Source organism: Janibacter melonis, assembly GCF_020567375.1.
Taxonomy (GTDB): domain Bacteria; phylum Actinomycetota; class Actinomycetes; order Actinomycetales; family Dermatophilaceae; genus Marihabitans; species Marihabitans melonis.
Genome location: NZ_JAJBZM010000003.1, coordinates 877,250 through 895,075, shown reverse-complemented (window position 1 = coordinate 895,075; position 17,826 = coordinate 877,250). Strand labels below are relative to the sequence as shown.

At 73.1% G+C, this 17,826-nt stretch carries 16 protein-coding genes; 5 read left to right on the top strand and 11 right to left on the bottom strand.

Annotated elements, in window-relative coordinates; all coding sequences use genetic code 11:
* Positions 1–10: 10 nt before the first annotated feature.
* From LIV55_RS16410 to LIV55_RS16365, 10 genes are all read right to left on the bottom strand, one after another.
* Positions 11–772, bottom strand: coding sequence for an SseB family protein (locus tag LIV55_RS16410; protein WP_229300947.1), 762 nt, complete (start codon positions 770–772; stop codon positions 11–13).
* The gene (gene priA, locus LIV55_RS16405) at positions 769–1,518 is read right to left on the bottom strand and encodes a bifunctional 1-(5-phosphoribosyl)-5-((5-phosphoribosylamino)methylideneamino)imidazole-4-carboxamide isomerase/phosphoribosylanthranilate isomerase PriA (protein WP_229300945.1); all 750 of its coding nucleotides are present in this window, start codon (positions 1,516–1,518) and stop codon (positions 769–771) included. Before priA ends, LIV55_RS16410 begins: the two co-directional genes overlap by 4 nt.
* Positions 1,515–2,129 carry an imidazole glycerol phosphate synthase subunit HisH gene (gene hisH, locus LIV55_RS16400; protein WP_229300944.1) on the bottom strand — a complete coding sequence of 205 codons (615 nt, stop codon included), beginning with the start codon at positions 2,127–2,129 and terminating at the stop codon, positions 1,515–1,517. Before hisH ends, priA begins: the two co-directional genes overlap by 4 nt.
* The gene (locus LIV55_RS16395) at positions 2,126–2,692 is read right to left on the bottom strand and encodes a hypothetical protein (RefSeq protein WP_068274128.1); all 567 of its coding nucleotides are present in this window, start codon (positions 2,690–2,692) and stop codon (positions 2,126–2,128) included. The genes hisH and LIV55_RS16395 overlap by 4 nt, the downstream gene beginning before the upstream one ends.
* A gap of 10 nt (positions 2,693–2,702) precedes the next feature.
* Positions 2,703–3,314 carry an imidazoleglycerol-phosphate dehydratase HisB gene (gene hisB, locus LIV55_RS16390; protein WP_068274126.1) on the bottom strand — a complete coding sequence of 204 codons (612 nt, stop codon included), beginning with the start codon at positions 3,312–3,314 and terminating at the stop codon, positions 2,703–2,705.
* Entirely contained in the window at positions 3,311–4,480 is a 1,170-nt protein-coding gene (locus tag LIV55_RS16385; RefSeq protein WP_229300943.1) for a histidinol-phosphate transaminase, read from the bottom strand. Before LIV55_RS16385 ends, hisB begins: the two co-directional genes overlap by 4 nt.
* Positions 4,477–5,838, bottom strand: a complete 1,362-nt coding sequence (gene hisD, locus LIV55_RS16380) for a histidinol dehydrogenase (RefSeq protein WP_229300942.1) — start codon at positions 5,836–5,838, stop codon at positions 4,477–4,479. Before hisD ends, LIV55_RS16385 begins: the two co-directional genes overlap by 4 nt.
* Positions 5,839–5,900: 62 nt before the next feature.
* A complete protein-coding gene (locus tag LIV55_RS16375) occupies positions 5,901–8,873 on the bottom strand; it encodes a bifunctional [glutamine synthetase] adenylyltransferase/[glutamine synthetase]-adenylyl-L-tyrosine phosphorylase (RefSeq protein WP_229300941.1) in 2,973 nt (990 codons plus the stop codon).
* Positions 8,873–10,201, bottom strand: coding sequence for a glutamine synthetase family protein (locus LIV55_RS16370; protein ID WP_191563426.1), 1,329 nt, complete (start codon positions 10,199–10,201; stop codon positions 8,873–8,875). The genes LIV55_RS16375 and LIV55_RS16370 overlap by 1 nt, the downstream gene beginning before the upstream one ends.
* A gap of 96 nt (positions 10,202–10,297) precedes the next feature.
* Positions 10,298–12,628, bottom strand: a complete 2,331-nt coding sequence (locus LIV55_RS16365) for an immune inhibitor A domain-containing protein (protein ID WP_229300940.1) — start codon at positions 12,626–12,628, stop codon at positions 10,298–10,300.
* 187 nt (positions 12,629–12,815) lie between these two features.
* Here LIV55_RS16365 and panB point away from each other — a divergent pair, with 187 nt between their 5' ends.
* Both panB and LIV55_RS16355 read left to right on the top strand, forming a co-directional pair.
* A complete protein-coding gene (panB, locus tag LIV55_RS16360; RefSeq protein WP_123090794.1) occupies positions 12,816–13,712 on the top strand; it encodes a 3-methyl-2-oxobutanoate hydroxymethyltransferase in 897 nt (298 codons plus the stop codon).
* On the top strand, positions 13,705–14,331 hold the full coding sequence (locus tag LIV55_RS16355; protein ID WP_229300939.1) for a class I SAM-dependent methyltransferase: 627 nt from the start codon (positions 13,705–13,707) through the stop codon (positions 14,329–14,331). Before panB ends, LIV55_RS16355 begins: the two co-directional genes overlap by 8 nt.
* Before the next feature lie 78 nt (positions 14,332–14,409).
* Here the strand turns inward: LIV55_RS16355 and LIV55_RS16350 are convergent, their stop codons facing one another.
* Complete coding sequence (locus LIV55_RS16350) at positions 14,410–14,613, bottom strand: methionine aminopeptidase (RefSeq protein ID WP_225985042.1); 204 nt, start codon at positions 14,611–14,613, stop codon at positions 14,410–14,412.
* A gap of 47 nt (positions 14,614–14,660) precedes the next feature.
* Here LIV55_RS16350 and map point away from each other — a divergent pair, with 47 nt between their 5' ends.
* Genes map through LIV55_RS16335 form a run of 3 tightly spaced genes read left to right on the top strand, consistent with a single transcriptional unit; the run spans position 14,661 to position 17,635 of the window.
* On the top strand, positions 14,661–15,539 hold the full coding sequence (map, locus tag LIV55_RS16345; protein WP_229300938.1) for a type I methionyl aminopeptidase: 879 nt from the start codon (positions 14,661–14,663) through the stop codon (positions 15,537–15,539).
* A 31-nt stretch (positions 15,540–15,570) separates the two neighbouring features.
* Positions 15,571–16,323, top strand: a complete 753-nt coding sequence (gene ppgK, locus LIV55_RS16340; protein WP_123090796.1) for a polyphosphate--glucose phosphotransferase — start codon at positions 15,571–15,573, stop codon at positions 16,321–16,323.
* Between the two features lie 43 nt (positions 16,324–16,366).
* A complete protein-coding gene (locus tag LIV55_RS16335; protein ID WP_229300937.1) occupies positions 16,367–17,635 on the top strand; it encodes an APC family permease in 1,269 nt (422 codons plus the stop codon).
* Positions 17,636–17,826: the final 191 nt, after the last annotated feature.

Sequence of the window (17,826 nt, the reverse complement as noted above, 5' to 3'; positions counted from 1 at the left end):
AGGGGTGACCTCAGCTCACCCGGAAGGTGAGCCCGTCCACCCGCGCCCGCAGCTCGCCGTCGGCGGCGAGCCGCTCGCCCACCCCTTCGACGACGGCCTGCAGCTGCTCGGTCGCCAGGCCGGGCACGATCTGCAGCGACAGGACGAGCTCGCCGGCCTCTGCGCCCGCGACGAGCTCGTGCCCGAGGACCTGGGGCGCACCGGAGAGCGCGGCGTCGACGGAGCGGGCGACGAAGGGGTCCTCGTGCGGCGGCAGCCAGGGCTGACGCTGGACGAGCGCCCACAGCATGCTCGAGCGCACCTCGACGGCGTGCTCGCTCGCGCAGTCGAGCACCATGAGCTGGGCCTGCTCGGAGATCGCCGCCTCGGCGGCCCGCTCGGCCGTGACCGGCACGGGGCGCAGCGAGGTGTCGAAGGCCGCGAGGTCGGCAGCGCTGGAGAAGACGGGCAGCGCGGTGCGCCCGTCGGGGTTGTCGAGCAGGACGACGGCCATGTCCGTCTCCTTCTCGGCGGTGAGGCCGCCCACGCCCTCGGTCGTCTCGGCCGCGACGGCCGTCACCGGCACGAGCAGCCGAGCACCGCGCAGGGCCTCGACGAGCGCCGCGTCGTCGCCCGTGCCGAGCGCGGCGCCCAGGCGAGGGTCGCGCGAGCCGTCGTCGCCCTCGAAGCCCGAGTGCGGCACGGCCCGCCCGCCCCACGGGACCCCGGCCGAGTCGGCCGGGCCCGTCTGCGGGACCTGCTCGGGCTGGTCGGGCTTGTCGGGAGAGGTCACTGGGGCCCGGCCGCCTCGATGGCGTCGGCCATCGTCAGGGTGCCCCGGTAGAGCGCCGAGCCGACGATCGCTCCCTCGACGCCCGCCGGCACGAGCTCGCGCAGGGCGGCGACGTCGTCCGCGGTCGTCACGCCGCCGGAGGCGACGACGGGTCGCTGGGTCGCGGCGCAGACGTCACGCAGGAGCGAGAGGTTCGGCCCGGCGAGCATGCCGTCCTTCGCGACGTCGGTGACGACGTAGCGGGCGCAGCCCTCGGAGTCCAGGCGCGCGAGCGTCTCCCAGAGGTCTCCCCCTTCGCTCGTCCACCCGCGCGCCGCGAGCGTCGTGCCGCGCACGTCGAGACCGACGGCGACCCGGTCGCCGTACGTCGCGATGGCGCTCGCGGTCCACTCGGGGTCCTCGAGCGCCGCGGTGCCGAGGTTGACGCGCCGGCACCCGGTCGCGAGGGCGCGACGCAGGGTCACCTCGTCGCGGATGCCCCCGCTCATCTCGACGTCGATGTCGAGCCGGCCGACGATCTCGGCGAGCAGGTCGGCGTTGCTCCCCCGCCCGAAGGCGGCGTCGAGGTCGACGAGGTGGAGCCAGCGCGAGCCCTGCTCCTGCCACGACAGCGCCGCCTCGACGGGGTCGCCGAACTGGCCCCCGCTGCCGGCGACGCCCTGGACGAGCTGGACGGCCCGCCCCTCGGAGACGTCGACGGCCGGCAGCAGCTCCAGGCTCGGGATCGGGTCGGTCGCGCTGGTCATAGTGAGCTCACCCAGTTCTTCAAGAGGTGCAGTCCCGCGTCCCCGGACTTCTCGGGGTGGAACTGCGTGGCGGACAAGGTGCCGTCCTCGACGGCGGCGGCGAAGGGGTGGCCGTGCTCGGCGACCGAGACGACCCGCTCCCCCAGCGCTCCCGTGTCGGTGACGGCGTAGGAGTGGACGAAGTAGAAGCGCTCGCCGTCGAGCCCGTCGAGCAGCGCGCTGCCCCGGCCGGCGACGACGGGGGTCCAGCCCATGTGCGGCACGACGGGGGCGTCGACCCGGTGCACGGAGCCCGGCCACAGCCCCAGGCCCGGCTGCGGGTCGGGCGAGGGCTCGTCGGAGCCGTCGAGCATGACCTGCATGCCGACGCAGATGCCGAGGGTCGGTGCGCCGTGGGCGAGCCGGGCCCGGACGACCTCCCCACCGCCGGCGTCGCGCAGACCGGTCATGCACGCGTGGAAGTTGCCGACGCCGGGCACGAGCAGGCCGTCGGCCCGCTCGGCGCGGACGAGGTCGGAGGTGAGCTCGACGGCGGCGCCGACGTGCTCGAGGGCGCGGACGACGGAGCGGACGTTGCCGCTGCCGTAGTCGAGGACGACGACGTCGGTCATGGGCGGCCGTCCTCGGCGACGCGGGCGAAGCCGGCGAGCGAGCGGGGGTCGGGCTCGACGAGCGCGCCGGGCTGGTCCTCGCCGCGCACGACCTGCGCACCGGGCAGCTGGAGCACCTCGAGGACGTGCGCGAGCCAGTCGTGCGAGGGCAGCTGGGTCTCCTCGAGCGCGGCGGTCACCTCGGCGGTGCTCACCCCGGCCCCGGCGAAGGGGGCGAGGTCACCCGGGCGCAGCGGCGCGAGGTCGCCCTGGCGCACGAGGGAGCCCCGACGCATCCGGACGGCCCAGCGCTTCATCGTGCGCCAGCCGGTGGACTGGGCGGCGATGACGGCGCGGTCGCCGACGACGCCGAGACCGAGGGAGGGCGCCACGCGGGGCCCGACGGGTCGGGCGAGCAGCACCGACGTCGGGTCGTCGTAGGGGGCCGCGGCCGCGACCCGGCCGGGTGCCGCGGAGACGAGGGTCCAGCCGTGCTGCTCGGCGACGTGGCAGGCCACGACGCCGCGCCGGACCCACGTCGAGGCCGACGCGGCCGACGCGGAGACGAGGACGAGTGCGCTCACCAGGATCGGCTTACAGCGCGCCCTTGGCGCTGGGGATGCCCTCGACCCGGGGGTCGAGAGCCACCGCGGCGCGCAGGGCACGGGCGACGGCCTTGAACTGCGCCTCGACGATGTGGTGCGGGTCGCGGCCGGCGAGCACGCGCACGTGGAGGGCGATGCCGGCGTGGTGGCCGAGCGTCTCGAGGACGTGCCGGGTGAGGGAGCCGACGTAGGCGCCGCCGATGACGACGTACTGCTGCCCCTCGGGCTCACCGGTGTGGACGACGTAGGGGCGGCCGGCGACGTCGACGACGGCGTGCACGAGCGCCTCGTCGAGCGGCACGGTCGCGTCGCCGAAGCGAGAGATGCCGGACTTGTCGCCGAGCGCCTCGCGCAGGGCGTCGCCGAGGCAGATCGCGACGTCCTCGACGGTGTGGTGCGCGTCGACGTCGGTGTCACCGGTGGCCGTGACGTCGATGTCGATGAGGCTGTGCTTGGCCAGCGAGGCGAGCATGTGGTCGTAGAAGCGCACCCCCGTCGAGACCGAGCTGCGCCCGGTGCCGTCGAGGTCGATGCGCAGCTCGACCGAGCTCTCGGACGTGGCGCGCGAGATGGTCGCGGTCCGGTGCTGCTGGGTGGTCACGGGCGGGCCCCTTCGGCAGTGGCGGTCGTGGTGCTGGTCGGCGCGAGGTGCTGCGGGAGCAGGGAGCGCAGGGCGGTGAGGAAGGCGGTGGTCTCCTCCGGCGTGCCCGCGGTGACCCGCAGGTGGCCGGAGATGCCGACGTCGCGGACGAGCACGCCCGCGTCGAGCAGAGCCTGCCAGGTGGCGGGGGCGTCGGCGAGCCCTCCGAAGAGGACGAAGTTGGCGTCGCTGGGCACGGGTCGCAGACCCATCTCGGCGAGCTCGGTGACGAGCCGGTCGCGCTGCTCCTTGATCGCCTCGACCGTCGACAGCAGCCGCGGCGCGTGGGCCAGGGCGACCTCGGCGACGGCCTGGGTGGGCGTCGAGAGGTGGTAGGGCAGGCGCACGAGCCGCAGGGCGTCGACGAGGCTCGGGTGCGCTGCGAGGTAGCCCAGGCGCGCCCCGGCGAGGGTGAAGGCCTTGCTCATCGTGCGCGTGACGACGAGCCGCTCGTGGTGCTCGAGCAGCGCGAGGGCGCTCGGGGTGCCCGGCCGGGCGAACTCGGCGTACGCCTCGTCGACGACGACGATCGCCCGGGGCGCGGCCGCGAGGACCGCCTCGATGGACTCGAAGGGCAGCGCGGTGCCCGTCGGGTTGTTCGGGGAGCACAAGAAGACGAGGTCGGGGTCGCTCGCCCGGACCTGCTCGACCGCCGAGCCCACCTCGAGGTCGAAGCTCTCGGCGTCGCGCTGGCCGTCCACCCAGCGGGTGCCGAGGGTCTCGACGATGATCGGGTGCATCGAGTACGCCGGCGTGAAGCCCAGGGCGGTGCGCCCGGCCCCGCCGAAGGCGAGCACGAGGTGCTGGAGCACCTCGTTGCTGCCGTTCCCTGCCCACACCTGCTCGGGACGCAGCCGGGTGCCGGACTGCAGCTCGAGGTAGTCGACGAGCGCCTTGCGCAGCCCGACGAACTCGCGGTCCGGGTAGCGGTTGAGCCCGGCGAGGTCCTCCCCCAGGCGCGCGAGGACGTCGGCGACGACCTCGTCGGGCACGGGATAGCTGCTCTCGTTGGTGTTGAGCTGCACGGCGACGTCGAGCTGGGGGGCGCCGTAGGCGGTCCGGCCGCGCAGGTCGGGTCGCAGGGCGGCCTCGACCTGGGCGCCGGGGGCCGGTGCGGGCCCGCTCATCGGGCCACCGTCTGCCCGGTGCGCGCCGTGACGGCCTCGCCGTGCGCGGGCAGGTCCTCGGCCTCGGCGAGCGTGACGACGTGCTGACCGACCTCGGTGAGGGCCTGCTCGTCGTAGTGGATGACGTGGATGCCGCGCAGGAAGGACTGCACGGACAGGCCGCTGCTGTGGCAGGCGCACCCGCCGGTGGGCAGGACGTGGTTGCTGCCGGCGGCGTAGTCGCCGAGCGAGACGGGGCTGTACGTGCCGACGAAGACCGCGCCGGCGTTGCGCACCCGGGCGGCGACGGCGGGTGAGTCGGCCGTGATGATCTCGAGGTGCTCGGCCCCGTAGGCGTTGACGACGGCGAGCCCGGCGTCGAGGTCGTCGACGAGCACGACCCCGGACTGCGGACCGGTGAGGGCGGTCCGGACGCGCTCGGAGTGCTTCGTCGCGAGGGCGCGTCGGGTCACCGCCTCTTCGACGGCGGCGGCGAGCTCGGTGCTGTCGGTGACGAGCACCGACGCGGCGAGCGGGTCGTGCTCGGCCTGGCTGACGAGGTCGGCGGCGACGTGCTCGGGGTCGGCACCCGCGTCCGCGAGCACGGCGATCTCGGTCGGGCCGGCCTCGGAGTCGATGCCGATGAGGCCCTTGAGCAGGCGCTTGGCGGCGGCGACGTAGACGTTGCCCGGGCCGGTGACGAGGCTCACCGGCTCGCAGCGCGGCACGCGCCCGTCGACCGGCTCGGCCGTCGTGTCGTCGAAGCCGTGGGCGAAGGCGGCGACGGCCTGGGCCCCGCCGGTCGCGTAGACCTCGTCGACCCCGAGGAGCGCGCAGGCGGCGAGGATCGTCGGGTGCGGGTAGCCGGCGAGCTCGCCGGCGTTGTCGCGCTGGGGCGGGCTAGCCACGGCGAGCGAGGAGACCCCGGCGATCTGGGCGGGGACGACGTTCATGACGACCGAGGACGGGTAGACCGCGAGACCGCCGGGCACGTAGAGGCCGACGCGGTCGACGGGCACCCAGCGCTCGGTGACGGTGCCGCCCGGGCTCACCTGCGTCGTGACGTCGGTGCGCACCTGGTCGGCGTGCACGAGCCGCGCCCGCTCGATCGAGACCTCGAGCGCGCGGCGCACGTCGGGGTCGAGGAGCTCGAGCGCACGCTGCATGACCTCGGCCGGCACGCGCAGGCGCTGCGGGCGCACCCCGTCGAAGCGCTCGGCGAGCTCGAGGAGGGCCTCGGCGCCGCGCTCGGCGACGTCGGCGACGATGGGGGTGACGGCATGCAGGGCGGCCTCGACGTCGTACTCCGCGCGCGGCAGCGCCGCACGCAGCTCGGTCACCGACAGGTCGGTACCACGCAGGTCAGTCGTCGAGAGCATGGCTCCATCTTAGGTACCGCTCGCGGCACCCCTTCGCCAGGTCTCACCAGGCGGGGGTGCGCTCAGACCTCGCCGTAGAAGACCCGGTCGGTGACGGAGCGGGCGTGCCGCGCCGTGCGGCGGTAGGACTCGGCGAGGGTGAGCCCGGACTGTGGCGGCATGCCGACGATCCGGCCGACCCCGTCTGCCTCGCGCAGGTTCGAGGGCACCGAGTCGACGGGCCGGGCGCGCAGGAGCATCCCGGCGTTGCGCAGCCGTGAGGCCATCGACCACGCCTCGCGCATCGCGTCGGCGTCGGCGCGCTCGAGCAGACCGGCCTCCACCGCGGCCGCGATCGCCGGCAGGGTCTGGGTCGTGCGCAGGCCGGCCACCTCGTGGGCGTGCTGCATCTGGAGGAGCTGGATCGTCCACTCGACGTCCGACAGCCCGCCGTAGCCGAGCTTGAAGTGGGTGCGCCGGTCGGCTCCGCGCGGCAGGCGCTCGCCCTCCATGCGCGCCTTGAGGCGGCGCACCTGGCGCACCGCGTCGCTCGAGAGACCCCCCTTCGGCCACCGCATCGGGTCGACGAGCGCCATGAAGCGCTCCCCCAGGGCCTCGTCGCCCGCGCACGGGGCCGCGCGCAGCAGGGCCTGGGCCTCCCAGGGCTCGGACCACCGCTCGTAGTACGCCCGGTAGGACGCGAGGCTGCGCACGAGCGGGCCGGCCTTGCCCTCCGGGCGCAGGTCGGCGTCGAGCCCCAGCGGCGGGTCGCTGCCGGGGGTGCCGAGCAGCGTGCGCAGACGGGAGACGACGGCAGCCGCCGCCTCCTGGGCCTCGGCGTCCGCCACCCCGTCGTGGGGGTCGTGGACGAAGAGGACGTCGGCGTCGCTCGCGTAGCCGACCTCGCGCCCGCCGAGGCGGCCCATGCCGACGACGAGCAGGTCGGTGCCGAGCGGGCGCCCGAGCTCGGCCTCGACGGCCGGCCCGACGACGCCGAGCGCCGCGTCGAGGGTGGCGCAGGTGAGCTCGGTGAGGGCACGCCCGACGTCGTCGAGCCCGATCTGCTCGGTGAGGTCGGCGACGGCGACGCGGAAGAACTCGGCGCGTCGGATCGCCCGGATCGAGGAGATCGCGCTCTCGAGCTCGTCCTTGCGGCCGGCGGCGGCCCGCATCCGGCGCTCGATGTCCTCGCGCGAGCGCGGGACGAGCCCGCCGCTCTCGCCGAGCATCTGCACCGCCTCCGGGCTGGAGAGGAGGAGGTCGCCGGTGAAGCGGCTCGCCCCCAGCACCCGGGCGAGGGTGCGGGCGGCGGTGCCCTCGTCGCGCAGCAGGCGCAGGTACCAGGGGGTCGTGCCGAGGGCGTCGCTCACCTTGCGGAAGGCGAGCAGCCCGGCGTCGGGGTCGGCCTCCTCGCCGAACCACTCGAGCATGACCGGCAGCAGCTGGCGGTGGATCGATGCGCTGCGCGAGACACCCCCGGTGAGCCCCTCGATGTGCCGCAGCGCGCCCGCGGGGTCGCGGTAGCCCAGCGCCAGCAGGCGCTCGCGGGCGGCCTCCGGCGACAGGCGCACGTCGTCGTCGGAGAGCCGGGCGACCGCCGAGAGCAGCGGGCGGTAGAAGAGGCGCTGGTGCAGCCGGCGCACCTCGAGCGAGGTCTCCGAGCGCAGCGCGGTGACGCCCTTCTCCGGCTCGGAGAAGATGCGCAGGGCCCGGCCGAGGTGGCGCAGGTCGGTGGCCCCGGTGGGCATGAGATGGGTGCGTCTCATCCGGCGCAGCTGGATCCGGTGCTCGAGCGTGCGCAGGGTCCGGTACGCGTGGTCGAGCGTCGATGCGTCACGTCGCCCGACGTAGCTGCCCCGGGACAGGGCGGCGAGCGCGTCGAGGGTGGTGCCCGAGCGCAGCGTCTCGTCGGTGCGCCCGTGGACCATCTGGAGCAGCTGGACGCTGAACTCGACGTCCCGCAGCCCGCCCGGACCGAGCTTGAGCTGGCGCGCGGCCTCGCCGCTGGGGATGTGGTCCTCCACCCGGCGCCGCATGGACTGCACGTCGTCGACGAAGTCCTCACGTGAGCTCGCCTGCCACACGAAAGGGCGGATGGCGTCGAGGTAGGCGGCGCCCACCTCGGGGTCCCCGGCCATCGGGCGGGCCTTGAGCAGCGCCTGGAACTCCCAGGTCTTGGCCCACCGCTGGTAGTAGGTGCGATGGCTGGCCACCGTGCGCACGAGCGGACCCTGGGCGCCCTCGGGCCGGAGGTTGGCGTCGACGGGCCACAACGACCCGTGCGCGGTCGACGAGGCGCAGGCCGACATCAGCCGGCTGGCCAGCCGGGTCGCGGCAGCGATCGCCTCGCCCTCGTCGTGCCCCTCGGCGGCCTCGGCGACGAAGATGACGTCGACGTCGGAGATGTAGTTGAGCTCTCGACCGCCGGCCTTGCCCATGCCGATGACCGCGAGGCGTGCCGCCGCGGCCTCGTCGGGCAGCTCGTCCTGGGCGATGACGAGCGCGGCCTCGAGTGCTGCGCCGGCGAGATCTGCGAGGGCGGCGGCAGCGACCGGCAGCTCCGAGACGGGGTCGCCGGAGGTGACGTCGAGCGCGGCGATGGCGACGAGCTGACGCCGGTACTCGACGCGCAGCGCGTCCTGGGGCTCGAGGTCACCCGGGTCGCGCACGGCGGCGATCATCGCCCCGGCTCGGGCTGCGGGGTCGAGCCCCTCGGCCTCGACGACCGCGTGCCAGTGCCCAGGGTGCGCGACGAGGTGGTCGGTGAGGGCGGTCGACGCACCGAGCACCCCGAGGACCCGACGTCGGGCCCGGTCGTCGGCGCACAGGGCGCCGAGCAGTCCGTCCTCGCCCTGCTGGGCGGCCGCCTCGACGAGGCGCACCAGGCCGAGGAGCGCGGCGTCTGGGTCGGCACAGCGAGACAGCGTGTCGACGAGCGCGTCGCGGCAGCCCTTGAGCTCGGTGAGCACGGGGTCGGCGAGCAGCTGCTCAGCACGCTCCGCGTCGACCAGGCCGCGCCGGGCCAGGCTCGACGGCTCTCGTCGCCCGGGCGCCATCACAGGCGAGGCAGCAGGCGCTCGAGCTCGAAGGGGGTGACCTGGCGCCTGTAGTCGTCCCACTCCTGCTTCTTGTTGCGCAGGACGAAGTCGAAGACGTGCTCCCCCAGGGTCTGGGCGACGAGCTCGCTGGACTCCATCGCGTCGATCGCCTCCGAGAGCGAGGCGGGCAGGGGCTTGATGCCCATGGCGCGACGCTCGCGGTCCGTGAGCTGCCAGACGTCGTCCTCGGTCTCGGCCGGCAGGTCGTAGCCCTCCTCGATCCCCTTGAGCCCCGCGGCGAGCATCACCGAGAAGGCGAGGTAGGGATTGCACGCGGCGTCGAGCGTGCGCACCTCGACCCGGCTGCTGTTGGCCTTGTTCGGCTTGTACATCGGCACGCGGACCATCGCGGAGCGGTTGTTGTGGCCCCAGGTGAGGTGCGCCGGTGCCTCGCCGCCGCCCCACAGCCGCTTGTAGCTGTTGACCCACTGGTTGGTGATGAGGGTGAACTCGCGTCCGTGGGTGAGCAGGCCCGCGATGAACTGGCGGCCGGTCTTGCTCAGCGAGTACGGCGCACCGGGCTCGTAGAAGGCGTTCGAGTCGCCCTCGAAGAGCGACATGTGGGTGTGCATGCCCGAGCCCGGGTGGTCGGCGAAGACCTTGGGCATGAAGGTCGCGTAGATGCCCTGCTCGAGCGCGACCTCCTTGATGACGGTGCGGAAGGTCATGATGTTGTCGGCGGTCGACAGCGCGTCGGCGTAGCGCAGGTCGATCTCGTTCTGGCCCGGAGCGCCCTCGTGGTGGCTGAACTCCACGGAGATGCCCACCTGCTCGAGCATGGTGATGGCAGCGCGACGGAAGTCGTGCGCCGTCCCCTTCGGCACGTGGTCGAAGTACCCGCCCTGGTCGACCGGCTCGGGGGCCCCGGAGCCGGACTTGAGGAGGAAGAACTCGATCTCGGGGTGGGTGTAGAAGGAGAAGCCCATGTCCGCGGCCCGCGAGAGCGTGCGCCGCAGGACGTAGCGCGCGTCGGCCAGCGCCGGGTTGCCGTCGGGCAGGGTGATGTCGCAGAACATCCGCGCGGTGCCGGGGCGCTCGCCGCGCCACGGCAGGACCTGGAAGGTCGATGGGTCGGGCTTGGCCAGCATGTCCGCCTCGTACACGCGGGTGAAGCCCTCGATGGCGCTGCCGTCGAAGCCGATCCCCTCGGCGAAGGCACCCTCGAGCTCCGCGGGGGCGATGGCGACCGACTTCAGCGTCCCGAGGACGTCGGTGAACCACAGCCGCACGAAGCGGATGTCGCGCTCCTCGATGGTGCGAAGGACGAACTCCTGCTGGCGATCCATGGCCCCATCCTGCCCCATGGACGCACGACGCCCGCCGTGACCACGCGGGTCACGGCGGGCGCCGTCGGGGGTGGCGTCAGGCACGCCGGGCCGGGCTCACTTCTTGCGCGAGACCTGGACCTGCATGTTGTCGCCGGTGCCGGAGAGCACCTCGATCGTCGTCCCGGAGCCCGCGACCTTCGTCGAGCCCTGGGGGTTCTTCGCCGACCAGTACTTGTCGACGTTGGTGTCGTCGAACTTCGGGATGGCCGCCTGCCAGCGCAGCGAGGTCGCCGTGCCGTTCTTGTGGAAGGTCACCGGGTCGGTCCGCTCGAGGCCGAAGGTGGCGTCGAAGGGCTGACGACGGTTGCCCAGGAGCGAGCCGTCCGAGAACGTGACCGGGGTGGGCCGGGCGTCGACGGGAAGGACCTGGCCGTAGCCGGGGTGTTGGCTCGTGTTGTTGTCGCTGTACTCGTTGTTGATGTACCAGACGAGCAGGCCGTTCTGGTACGGGAAGCGCTCCACCCAGTCCGGCTTGGTCGAGGACCAGCCGAAGTTGTACGGGCCCGTCTTGAGGTACTTGTCGTACCCGCTGTAGACGCGGTTCTCCGCGAGGTAGTAGCTCTGGACCGTCTCGGTCGTCGTGCCGTCCATGCGCTCGAAGCCCTTGGCGGTCCAGCCGTTGTCACCGGACTCGACGTCGTCGGAGAGCAGGGTCGCGCCGTCGGCGGTCACCGTGATGTCGTCGAGGAAGGGACCGTCCTCGTGGACGCCGCCGTCGGTGGCGTAGCGGAAGCGGAAGTCGACCTTCTGACCAGCCCACTTCGACAGGTCCCAGGTCTTCTGGGTCCACGAGCGGCTGACACCGCTGATCGGGCTGCCGGTGTCGGTCCACGTCGCGCCGCCGTCGGTGCTCACCTGGCCGTAGAGGAAGTCGTAGCCCTCCTCGATGTCGTACCAGGTCCAGGCGGAGACCGAGGCGGTCTTCTTGCCGGTGAGGTCGATGCTGCGGGTCAGCGTGCTGTTGAGGTCGTCCGCCGAGCCGCCCCACCACTGCATGGAGCCGGAGTGCGGGGTGTTGTACTCCGTCGTGTTCGTCTTCTCCGGGAGGAGGACGGACAGCGCCTGCGGCCGCTTCTTGTCGTCGCGGTCGGCCGGGCCGAGCTTGGCCGTGGTCACCCGCTTCTTCGACGGGTCGATGGTCTGGACGTCGAGCCAGCCGAGCTGCAGCTTCTCCCACGCGCCCATGTAGCCGGGCTTGGAGCCGATGTCCTCGGTGCCGTCGTTGAGCCAGCTGCCGGCGGACATGAGGGTCCAGAAGCCGGTGCCGTTGTCGCCACCGGCGGTGTCGTAGAGGTCGGGCAGACCGAGGTCGTGGCCGAACTCGTGGGTGAAGACGCCCAGGCCGCCGTTCTCGGGCTCGGTGGTGTAGTCACCGATCCACAGGCCGGAGTCTCCGATCGGGACACCACCGAGGAGGTTGCCGGAGGGACCGGCCTTGCCCGCGAGGTTGGAGTAGGCGTACCAGCGGTGGCTCCAGATGGCGTCCTCGCCCTCGGCGCCGCCGCCGGCCTCCTCGCCCTCACCGGCGTGGATGGCCTGGAAGTGGTCGATGTAGCCGTCCGGCTCGTCGAAGTCACCGTCGCCGTCGTGGTCGTAGCGGTCCCACTGGTCGAAGGTGCGCAGGTAGGCCTTGATCTCCTCGAGGCTCTTGCCCTGGGCGACCTGGTCGTCGTACCAGGCCTGCGCGGTGTCCTTGACGTAGTTCCAGTAGCCGTCGGCCTCGGAGGTGCCGTCGCCCTTGACGGGGTTGTGCCCGTAGCGCGCCTCGTTGTAGGGCACCTTCACCCAGTCGGAGACGTCACCGGTGGTGCTGAAGCGACCGTTGGACTGCTTGAGGTAGAAGTCGCGGAAGGACTCCTTGCCCTCGGCGAACATGAGGTCCTGGTAGTGCTCCTGGTCGAAGTCGCTCTGCCAGATCGTCGAGTTGTTGTCCGTGGCGTCGTTGTTCCAGTTGCGGTCCGGCTTCGGGATCCGGTTGTGCACCGGGCCCGGGGCGCCGCCCTGGGGCGAGCTGACCCTGTCACCGAAGTCGGTGAGGACCGTGAAGACCGAGGCCTCGCGGTTGACGTCGTACTCGACGTACTTGCTCTTCTTGCGGTTGCCCTTGCCGTCCTTCGCGCCCTTGAGCTCGATGACCTTCTTGCCGCCGCGGGTGACGACGTCGGCCTCGCCCTTGACGAGCTTGTCGACGGCGTCCTCGCGCAGGCGGCGCTGCGCGTCGCCCAGCGGGTTGGGCTTGTCGTCCTGCTGGACGTTCTTGCTGGTCCCGTCCTGGGGCGGGACCTCGCTCGCACCGGCGGTCGCGGTCGCGGTCGTGGGGGCGAGGGTGAAGACCAGGGCCGAGGTGGCGATCCCGGCCAGAGCTGTGCTGTGACGTCTCTTCACTAGGGGACTTCTTTCGTGGACGAGCGGCTCAGGGGTGCCGCGTGACGGTCCTCGTAGTTGAGCAAGCCGTCCGGCCGTCCGGAAGAGATCCGAGATCTTCTTGGAGGAATCCTTACTTCTTGCAGTCCGTGCACTGACTGCCGAGCGGTCATCCTGCCCCGTCGGGGCGACCCCCTAGGCTGACGCCATGCCCTCGAGCCCGAACGCCCAGGACGCACCCGGCGAGACCACCGCCCCGTACGGCGGGGGCACCGCCCCGGCCGCCGCCGGCGCCGCCGGCAAGCGCCGCGTGCGCATCCCGCACCTGCAGGCGATGACCGACCGTGGCGATCGCTGGAGCATGCTCACCGCCTACGACATGTACACGGCGGAGATCTTCGACGAGGCCGGCATCGAGGTGCTCCTCGTCGGCGACTCGGCCGGCAACAACGTCTACGGCTACGACACGACGCTGCCGGTGAGCGTCGAGGAGATGGTCTTCCTCACGCGGGCCGTCTCCCGCGCCGCGACGCGCGCGCTCGTCCTGGCCGATCTCCCCTTCGGCAGCTACCAGGCCTCCCCCGAGCAGGGCTACCTCACGGCCGCCCGCTTCATGAAGGAGGGCGGCGCGCACGCCGTCAAGCTCGAGGGCGGGGTCGAGATGGCACCGACGATCGAGCGCCTCGTGCGCGGCGGCATCCCGGTGTGCGCGCACATCGGCTTCACCCCGCAGAGCGAGCACACCCTCGGCGGCTACCGGGTCCAGGGCCGCGGCGAGGAGCAGGCCGAGCGCACGCTCGCCGACGCCCGCGCCGTCGAGGCCGCCGGGGCCTTCGCCGTCGTCCTCGAGATGGTGCCCGCGCCCGTCGCCGCCCGGGTGAGCGAGGAGCTGCGCATCCCCACCGTCGGCATCGGCGCCGGCCCGTCGTGCGACGCCCAGGTGCTCGTGTGGCAGGACATGGCCGGCCTGCGCGGGGGCAAGGCGCCCCGCTTCGTCAAGAAGTACGCCGACCTGCGCGGCGAGCTCTCCCGCGCTGCGGGCGAGTTCGCCCGTGAGGTCCAGGCCGGCACCTTCCCCGCCGCGGAGCACTCCTTCGATGCCTGACGAGCTGCCCGAGATCCGCACGCGCTGGTCCGAGGTGAGCGGCGGCATCGACGCGGCCACCGCCTACCAGCGCCGCTTCGACGCGCTCGTCGAGCGCGGCGTCGACATCCACGGCGAGGCCCGCTTCGTCCACGAGCTGCTGCCCGCCCCCATCCGGGTCCTCGACGCCGGTTGCGGCACCGGGCGCGTCGCCTCCGAGCTGACCCGCCTGGGCCACGACGTCGTCGGGGTCGACGCCGACGGCGACATGATCGAGGTGGCGCGCGAGCGAGACGACGTCACCCGCTTCGTGCGGGCCGACCTCGCCTCGCTGGAGCTGCGCGGCCAGACCTTCGACGTCGTGCTCATGGCGGGCAACGTCGTGCCCTACCTCGCCGACGGCACGCTCGTCGACGTCCTGCGCCACCTGCGCGGCCATCTCACCCCCGAGGGCGTTCTCGTCGCCGGGTGGTCGTTGCCCGGGCACGAGCCCGCCGCGGCCGCACCGGTCTCGTGGCAGACCTACGAGCGCGCGACCTTCGCCGCCGGGCTCTCCCTCGTGCGCCGCTACGCCGGGTGGGACGCCCAGGCGTGGCCGGGTGACGGCTCCTACTGCCTCGCCCTCCACCGGCGCAGCTGAGGTCTGGTCCGAGCACGGCGAAGGGGGGAGCCACCCGCTGCGGCGGGTGGCTCCCCCTTCGACGGCACGAGACGGGCCTCAGCGGCCCTCCTCGTACTCCTCGTCCTCCTGGTCCCACTGCGCGGTGCGCTCGGCGGCCGAGGCGAGGGCGTTGCGGGCCTGCTCCTCGGTGTCGTACGGGCCCATGAGGTTCTCACCCGCGGACTTGCTCTCGTCGGGCTCCACCTGGCCGGACTCGATGTTGTACCAGTAGGTCATCGACAGCTCCTTCTGCGCAGACATGGCGGCCTCGCCGTTGCGTCGCCGACGAGATGCCTAGACTCCACCGTATGCCCGGAGCAGCACCTGCCAGCCCCGCCGCGCCCGTCCGACCCGGCACGGTCTCGCCCCGCCGACCCGTCCCGGCCTCGATCGCCCGTCCCGAGTACGTCGACCGCCCCGCGCCCCAGCCGTACACCGGCCCCGAGGTCAAGGACGCCGAGACGATCGAGCGGATGCGCGTGGCCGGCCGGCTCGCCGCGCGCGCCATGGCCGCCGCCGCCGAGGTCATCGCCCCGGGCGTGACAACCGACGAGATCGACCGCGTCGGCCACGAGTACCTCCTCGACCACGGCGCCTACCCCTCGACCCTCGGCTACCGCGGCTTCCCGAAGTCGCTGTGCACCTCGGTCAACGAGGTTGTCTGTCACGGCATCCCCGACGACCGCCCGCTCCAGGACGGCGACGTCGTCAACATCGACATCACGGCCTACCTCGACGGCGTCCACGGCGACACCGACGCGACCTATCTCGTCGGCGAGGTCGACGAGGAGTCGCGCCTGCTCGTCGAGCGCACCCACGAGGCGATGATGCGCGGCATCCGCGCGGCCGTGCCCGGCCGTCAGGTCAACATCATCGGCCGGGTCATCGAGAAGTACGCGGCCCGCTTCGGCTACGGCGTCGTGCGCGACTTCACCGGTCATGGCATCGGCAGCGCCTTCCACTCCGGTCTCGTCATCCCGAACTACGACGCGGCCCCCGGCTACGACACCGTCATCGAGCCCGGCATGACCTTCACCGTCGAGCCGATGCTCAACCTCGGCACCCACGAGTGGACGATGTGGGAGGACGGCTGGACCGTCGCGACGAAGGACCTGCGCCGCTCGGCGCAGTTCGAGCACACCGTCCTCATCACCGAGGACGGCCCCGAGATCCTCACCCTGCCCTGACCCCCTGACCGCGCACGAGAAGCGAGATCACATGGCCACGACGAGCACCGCCCTCGGCATCGACGTCGGCGGCTCCGGCATCAAGGGAGCCCCCGTCGACCTGCGCAAGGGCGCCTTCGCCGACGACCGTCTGCGCATCCCGACGCCCGACGTCGCGACACCCGACGCGGTGTGCGACGTCGTCGCCGAGATCGTCTCCCAGTTCGGGCTGAAGAAGGACGCGGCGGTCGGCATCACGCTGCCCGCGGTCGTCACCCACGGCGTCGCGCGCAGCGCCGCGAACATCGACCCCTCGTGGGTGGACGTCGACGCCGAGGCGCTCTTCGAGAAGCGGCTGGGGCGCGACGTCGTCATCGTCAACGACGCCGACGCGGCCGGGGTCGCCGAGCGGCACTTCGGCGCGGCGCGCAAGCACGACGGGCTCGTCGTGCTCACGACGCTCGGCACCGGCATCGGCTCGGCCGTGCTCCTCGACGGGCAGCTCATGCCCAACTCCGAGCTCGGCCACCTCGAGATCGACGGGCACGACGCGGAGACCCGCGCCGCCGACAGCGCCCGCGAGCGCGAGGACCTCGACTGGGAGCAGTGGGCCCAGCGCCTCACCCGCTACTACCGCGTCGTCGAGGACCTGCTGTGGCCCGACCTCTTCGTCGTCGGCGGTGGCGTGAGCAAGCACGCCGACCACTTCCTGCCGCTCCTCGAGATCCGCACCGAGATCGTCCCGGCGAAGCTGCGCAACAAGGCCGGCATCATCGGCGCGGCCTACCTGGCGGCGAACGCCTGAGGCCGCCGTCGTCCCCCCGAGGGGCACGGCACCTCGAGCAGCCATGGCAGCCACCGGAGGTCACGACCAGACGCTGAGGCGCAGCCTCGGGCTCGGCGACGCGGTCGTCGTCGGGCTCGCCGCGATGCTCGGCGCAGGGGTCTTCGTCGCCTTCGCGCCGGCGGCCCGCGCGGCCGGGGACCTGCTCCTCGTCGCGCTGGCGATCGCGGTCCTCGTCGCCGGGGCGAACGCCCACAGCAGTGCTCGGCTCGCCGCGCGCTACCCGACGTCCGGCGGCGCCTACGTCTACGGCCGAGAGCGTCTCGGGGTGCCGTGGGGGCACCTGGCCGGGTGGGCCTTCATCACCGGCAAGACGGCGTCCTGCGCGGCGATGGCCCTCACCGTGGGCGCGTACCTCATGCCCGACCAGCAGGCCGTGCTCGCCGTCCTCGTCGTCCTCGCGGTGCTGGCGCTCAACCTCGCCGGCGTGCAGCGCAGCGCGAGGGTCGCGTCAGCGGTCGTCGCGCTCGTGCTCGTCGCGCTGCTCGGCTTCGTCGCCGTCATGCTCGCCTCGCCCCCGGCGATCCTGTCCGACCTGCCCGCCCGCGAGAGCGAGCCGGGGCTGCTCGGGGCGGTCCAGGGCGCGGGATTCCTCTTCTTCGCGATGGCCGGGTACGCCCGGGTCGCCACCCTCGGCGAGGAGGTGCGCGACCCCGAGCGCACGCTCCCCCGGGCGATCGCCCTGTCGCTGGGCGTCGTGACGGTCGTCTACCTGCTCGTCGCCTCGGCCTTCCTCTTCACCGTCGGGCCCGACTGGCTCAGCGCGCGGGTCTCCCCCGTCGCCGAGGCCGCCGAGATCTCCGGTCTGCCGTGGCTGGGCCCGGTGATGCGCGTCGTCGCCGGTGTCGCCGCCGGCGGAGCCCTCCTCGCGCTCCTCCTGGGTGTCTCGCGCACCGTGCTCGCGATGGCGCGCGACCACCACCTGCCCCGTGGGCTGGCGCTCGTCGACGCGAAGGGGGTCCCCGCCCGGGCGGAGACCACCGTGGCCGTCGTCGTGCTGCTGCTCGTCGTCCTCTTCGACGTGCGGGCGGTCATCGGCTTCTCCAGCGTGTGCGTGCTCACCTACTACGCGATCGCCAACGCCAGCGCGCTGACCCTCCCGGGCTCGGCGGCCCTGCGGGTCGTCCCGGTCGTCGGGCTCGTCGGCTGCGTCGTCGTCGCGCTGTGCCTGCCGGTGCAGAGCGTCGTCGTCGGGGCGGCCGTGCTCGCCGTCGGTGCGGCGGTCGGGTGGTTCCGGCACGTGGCCCGGCACGACGTGCCCGACGCGGGCTGAGCGCGGGCCGGGCCCGGTCCATCGGTGGTCGGCGCGGTGACGCCGATGGGTGATCGGTCAGCGACCCATCGGGGTCTTGCCCATGAGCACCGAGACGCAGGCACCCATGACGACGACGAGAGGCAGCACGGCGATCGCGAGTCCGAAGGTCATGGGGACAGAGAAGCCGCTCGGCGGCGGGGCTGGCAAAG

What these genes read in the sequence shown, in the direction of transcription:
- map (WP_229300938.1), top strand. Translation starts at nt 14,661, where the DNA reads ATGCCCGGAGCAGCACCTGCCAGCCCCGCCGCGCCCGTCCGACCCGGC.
- LIV55_RS16370 (WP_191563426.1), bottom strand. Translation starts at nt 10,201, where the DNA reads ATGGATCGCCAGCAGGAGTTCGTCCTTCGCACCATCGAGGAGCGCGAC.
- priA (WP_229300945.1), bottom strand. Translation starts at nt 1,518, where the DNA reads ATGACCAGCGCGACCGACCCGATCCCGAGCCTGGAGCTGCTGCCGGCC.
- LIV55_RS16355 (WP_229300939.1), top strand. Translation starts at nt 13,705, where the DNA reads ATGCCTGACGAGCTGCCCGAGATCCGCACGCGCTGGTCCGAGGTGAGC.
- ppgK (WP_123090796.1), top strand. Translation starts at nt 15,571, where the DNA reads ATGGCCACGACGAGCACCGCCCTCGGCATCGACGTCGGCGGCTCCGGC.
- hisH (WP_229300944.1), bottom strand. Translation starts at nt 2,129, where the DNA reads ATGACCGACGTCGTCGTCCTCGACTACGGCAGCGGCAACGTCCGCTCC.
- LIV55_RS16350 (WP_225985042.1), bottom strand. Translation starts at nt 14,613, where the DNA reads ATGTCTGCGCAGAAGGAGCTGTCGATGACCTACTGGTACAACATCGAG.
- LIV55_RS16375 (WP_229300941.1), bottom strand. Translation starts at nt 8,873, where the DNA reads ATGGCGCCCGGGCGACGAGAGCCGTCGAGCCTGGCCCGGCGCGGCCTG.
- LIV55_RS16385 (WP_229300943.1), bottom strand. Translation starts at nt 4,480, where the DNA reads ATGAGCGGGCCCGCACCGGCCCCCGGCGCCCAGGTCGAGGCCGCCCTG.
- panB (WP_123090794.1), top strand. Translation starts at nt 12,816, where the DNA reads ATGCCCTCGAGCCCGAACGCCCAGGACGCACCCGGCGAGACCACCGCC.
- hisD (WP_229300942.1), bottom strand. Translation starts at nt 5,838, where the DNA reads ATGCTCTCGACGACTGACCTGCGTGGTACCGACCTGTCGGTGACCGAG.
- LIV55_RS16335 (WP_229300937.1), top strand. Translation starts at nt 16,367, where the DNA reads ATGGCAGCCACCGGAGGTCACGACCAGACGCTGAGGCGCAGCCTCGGG.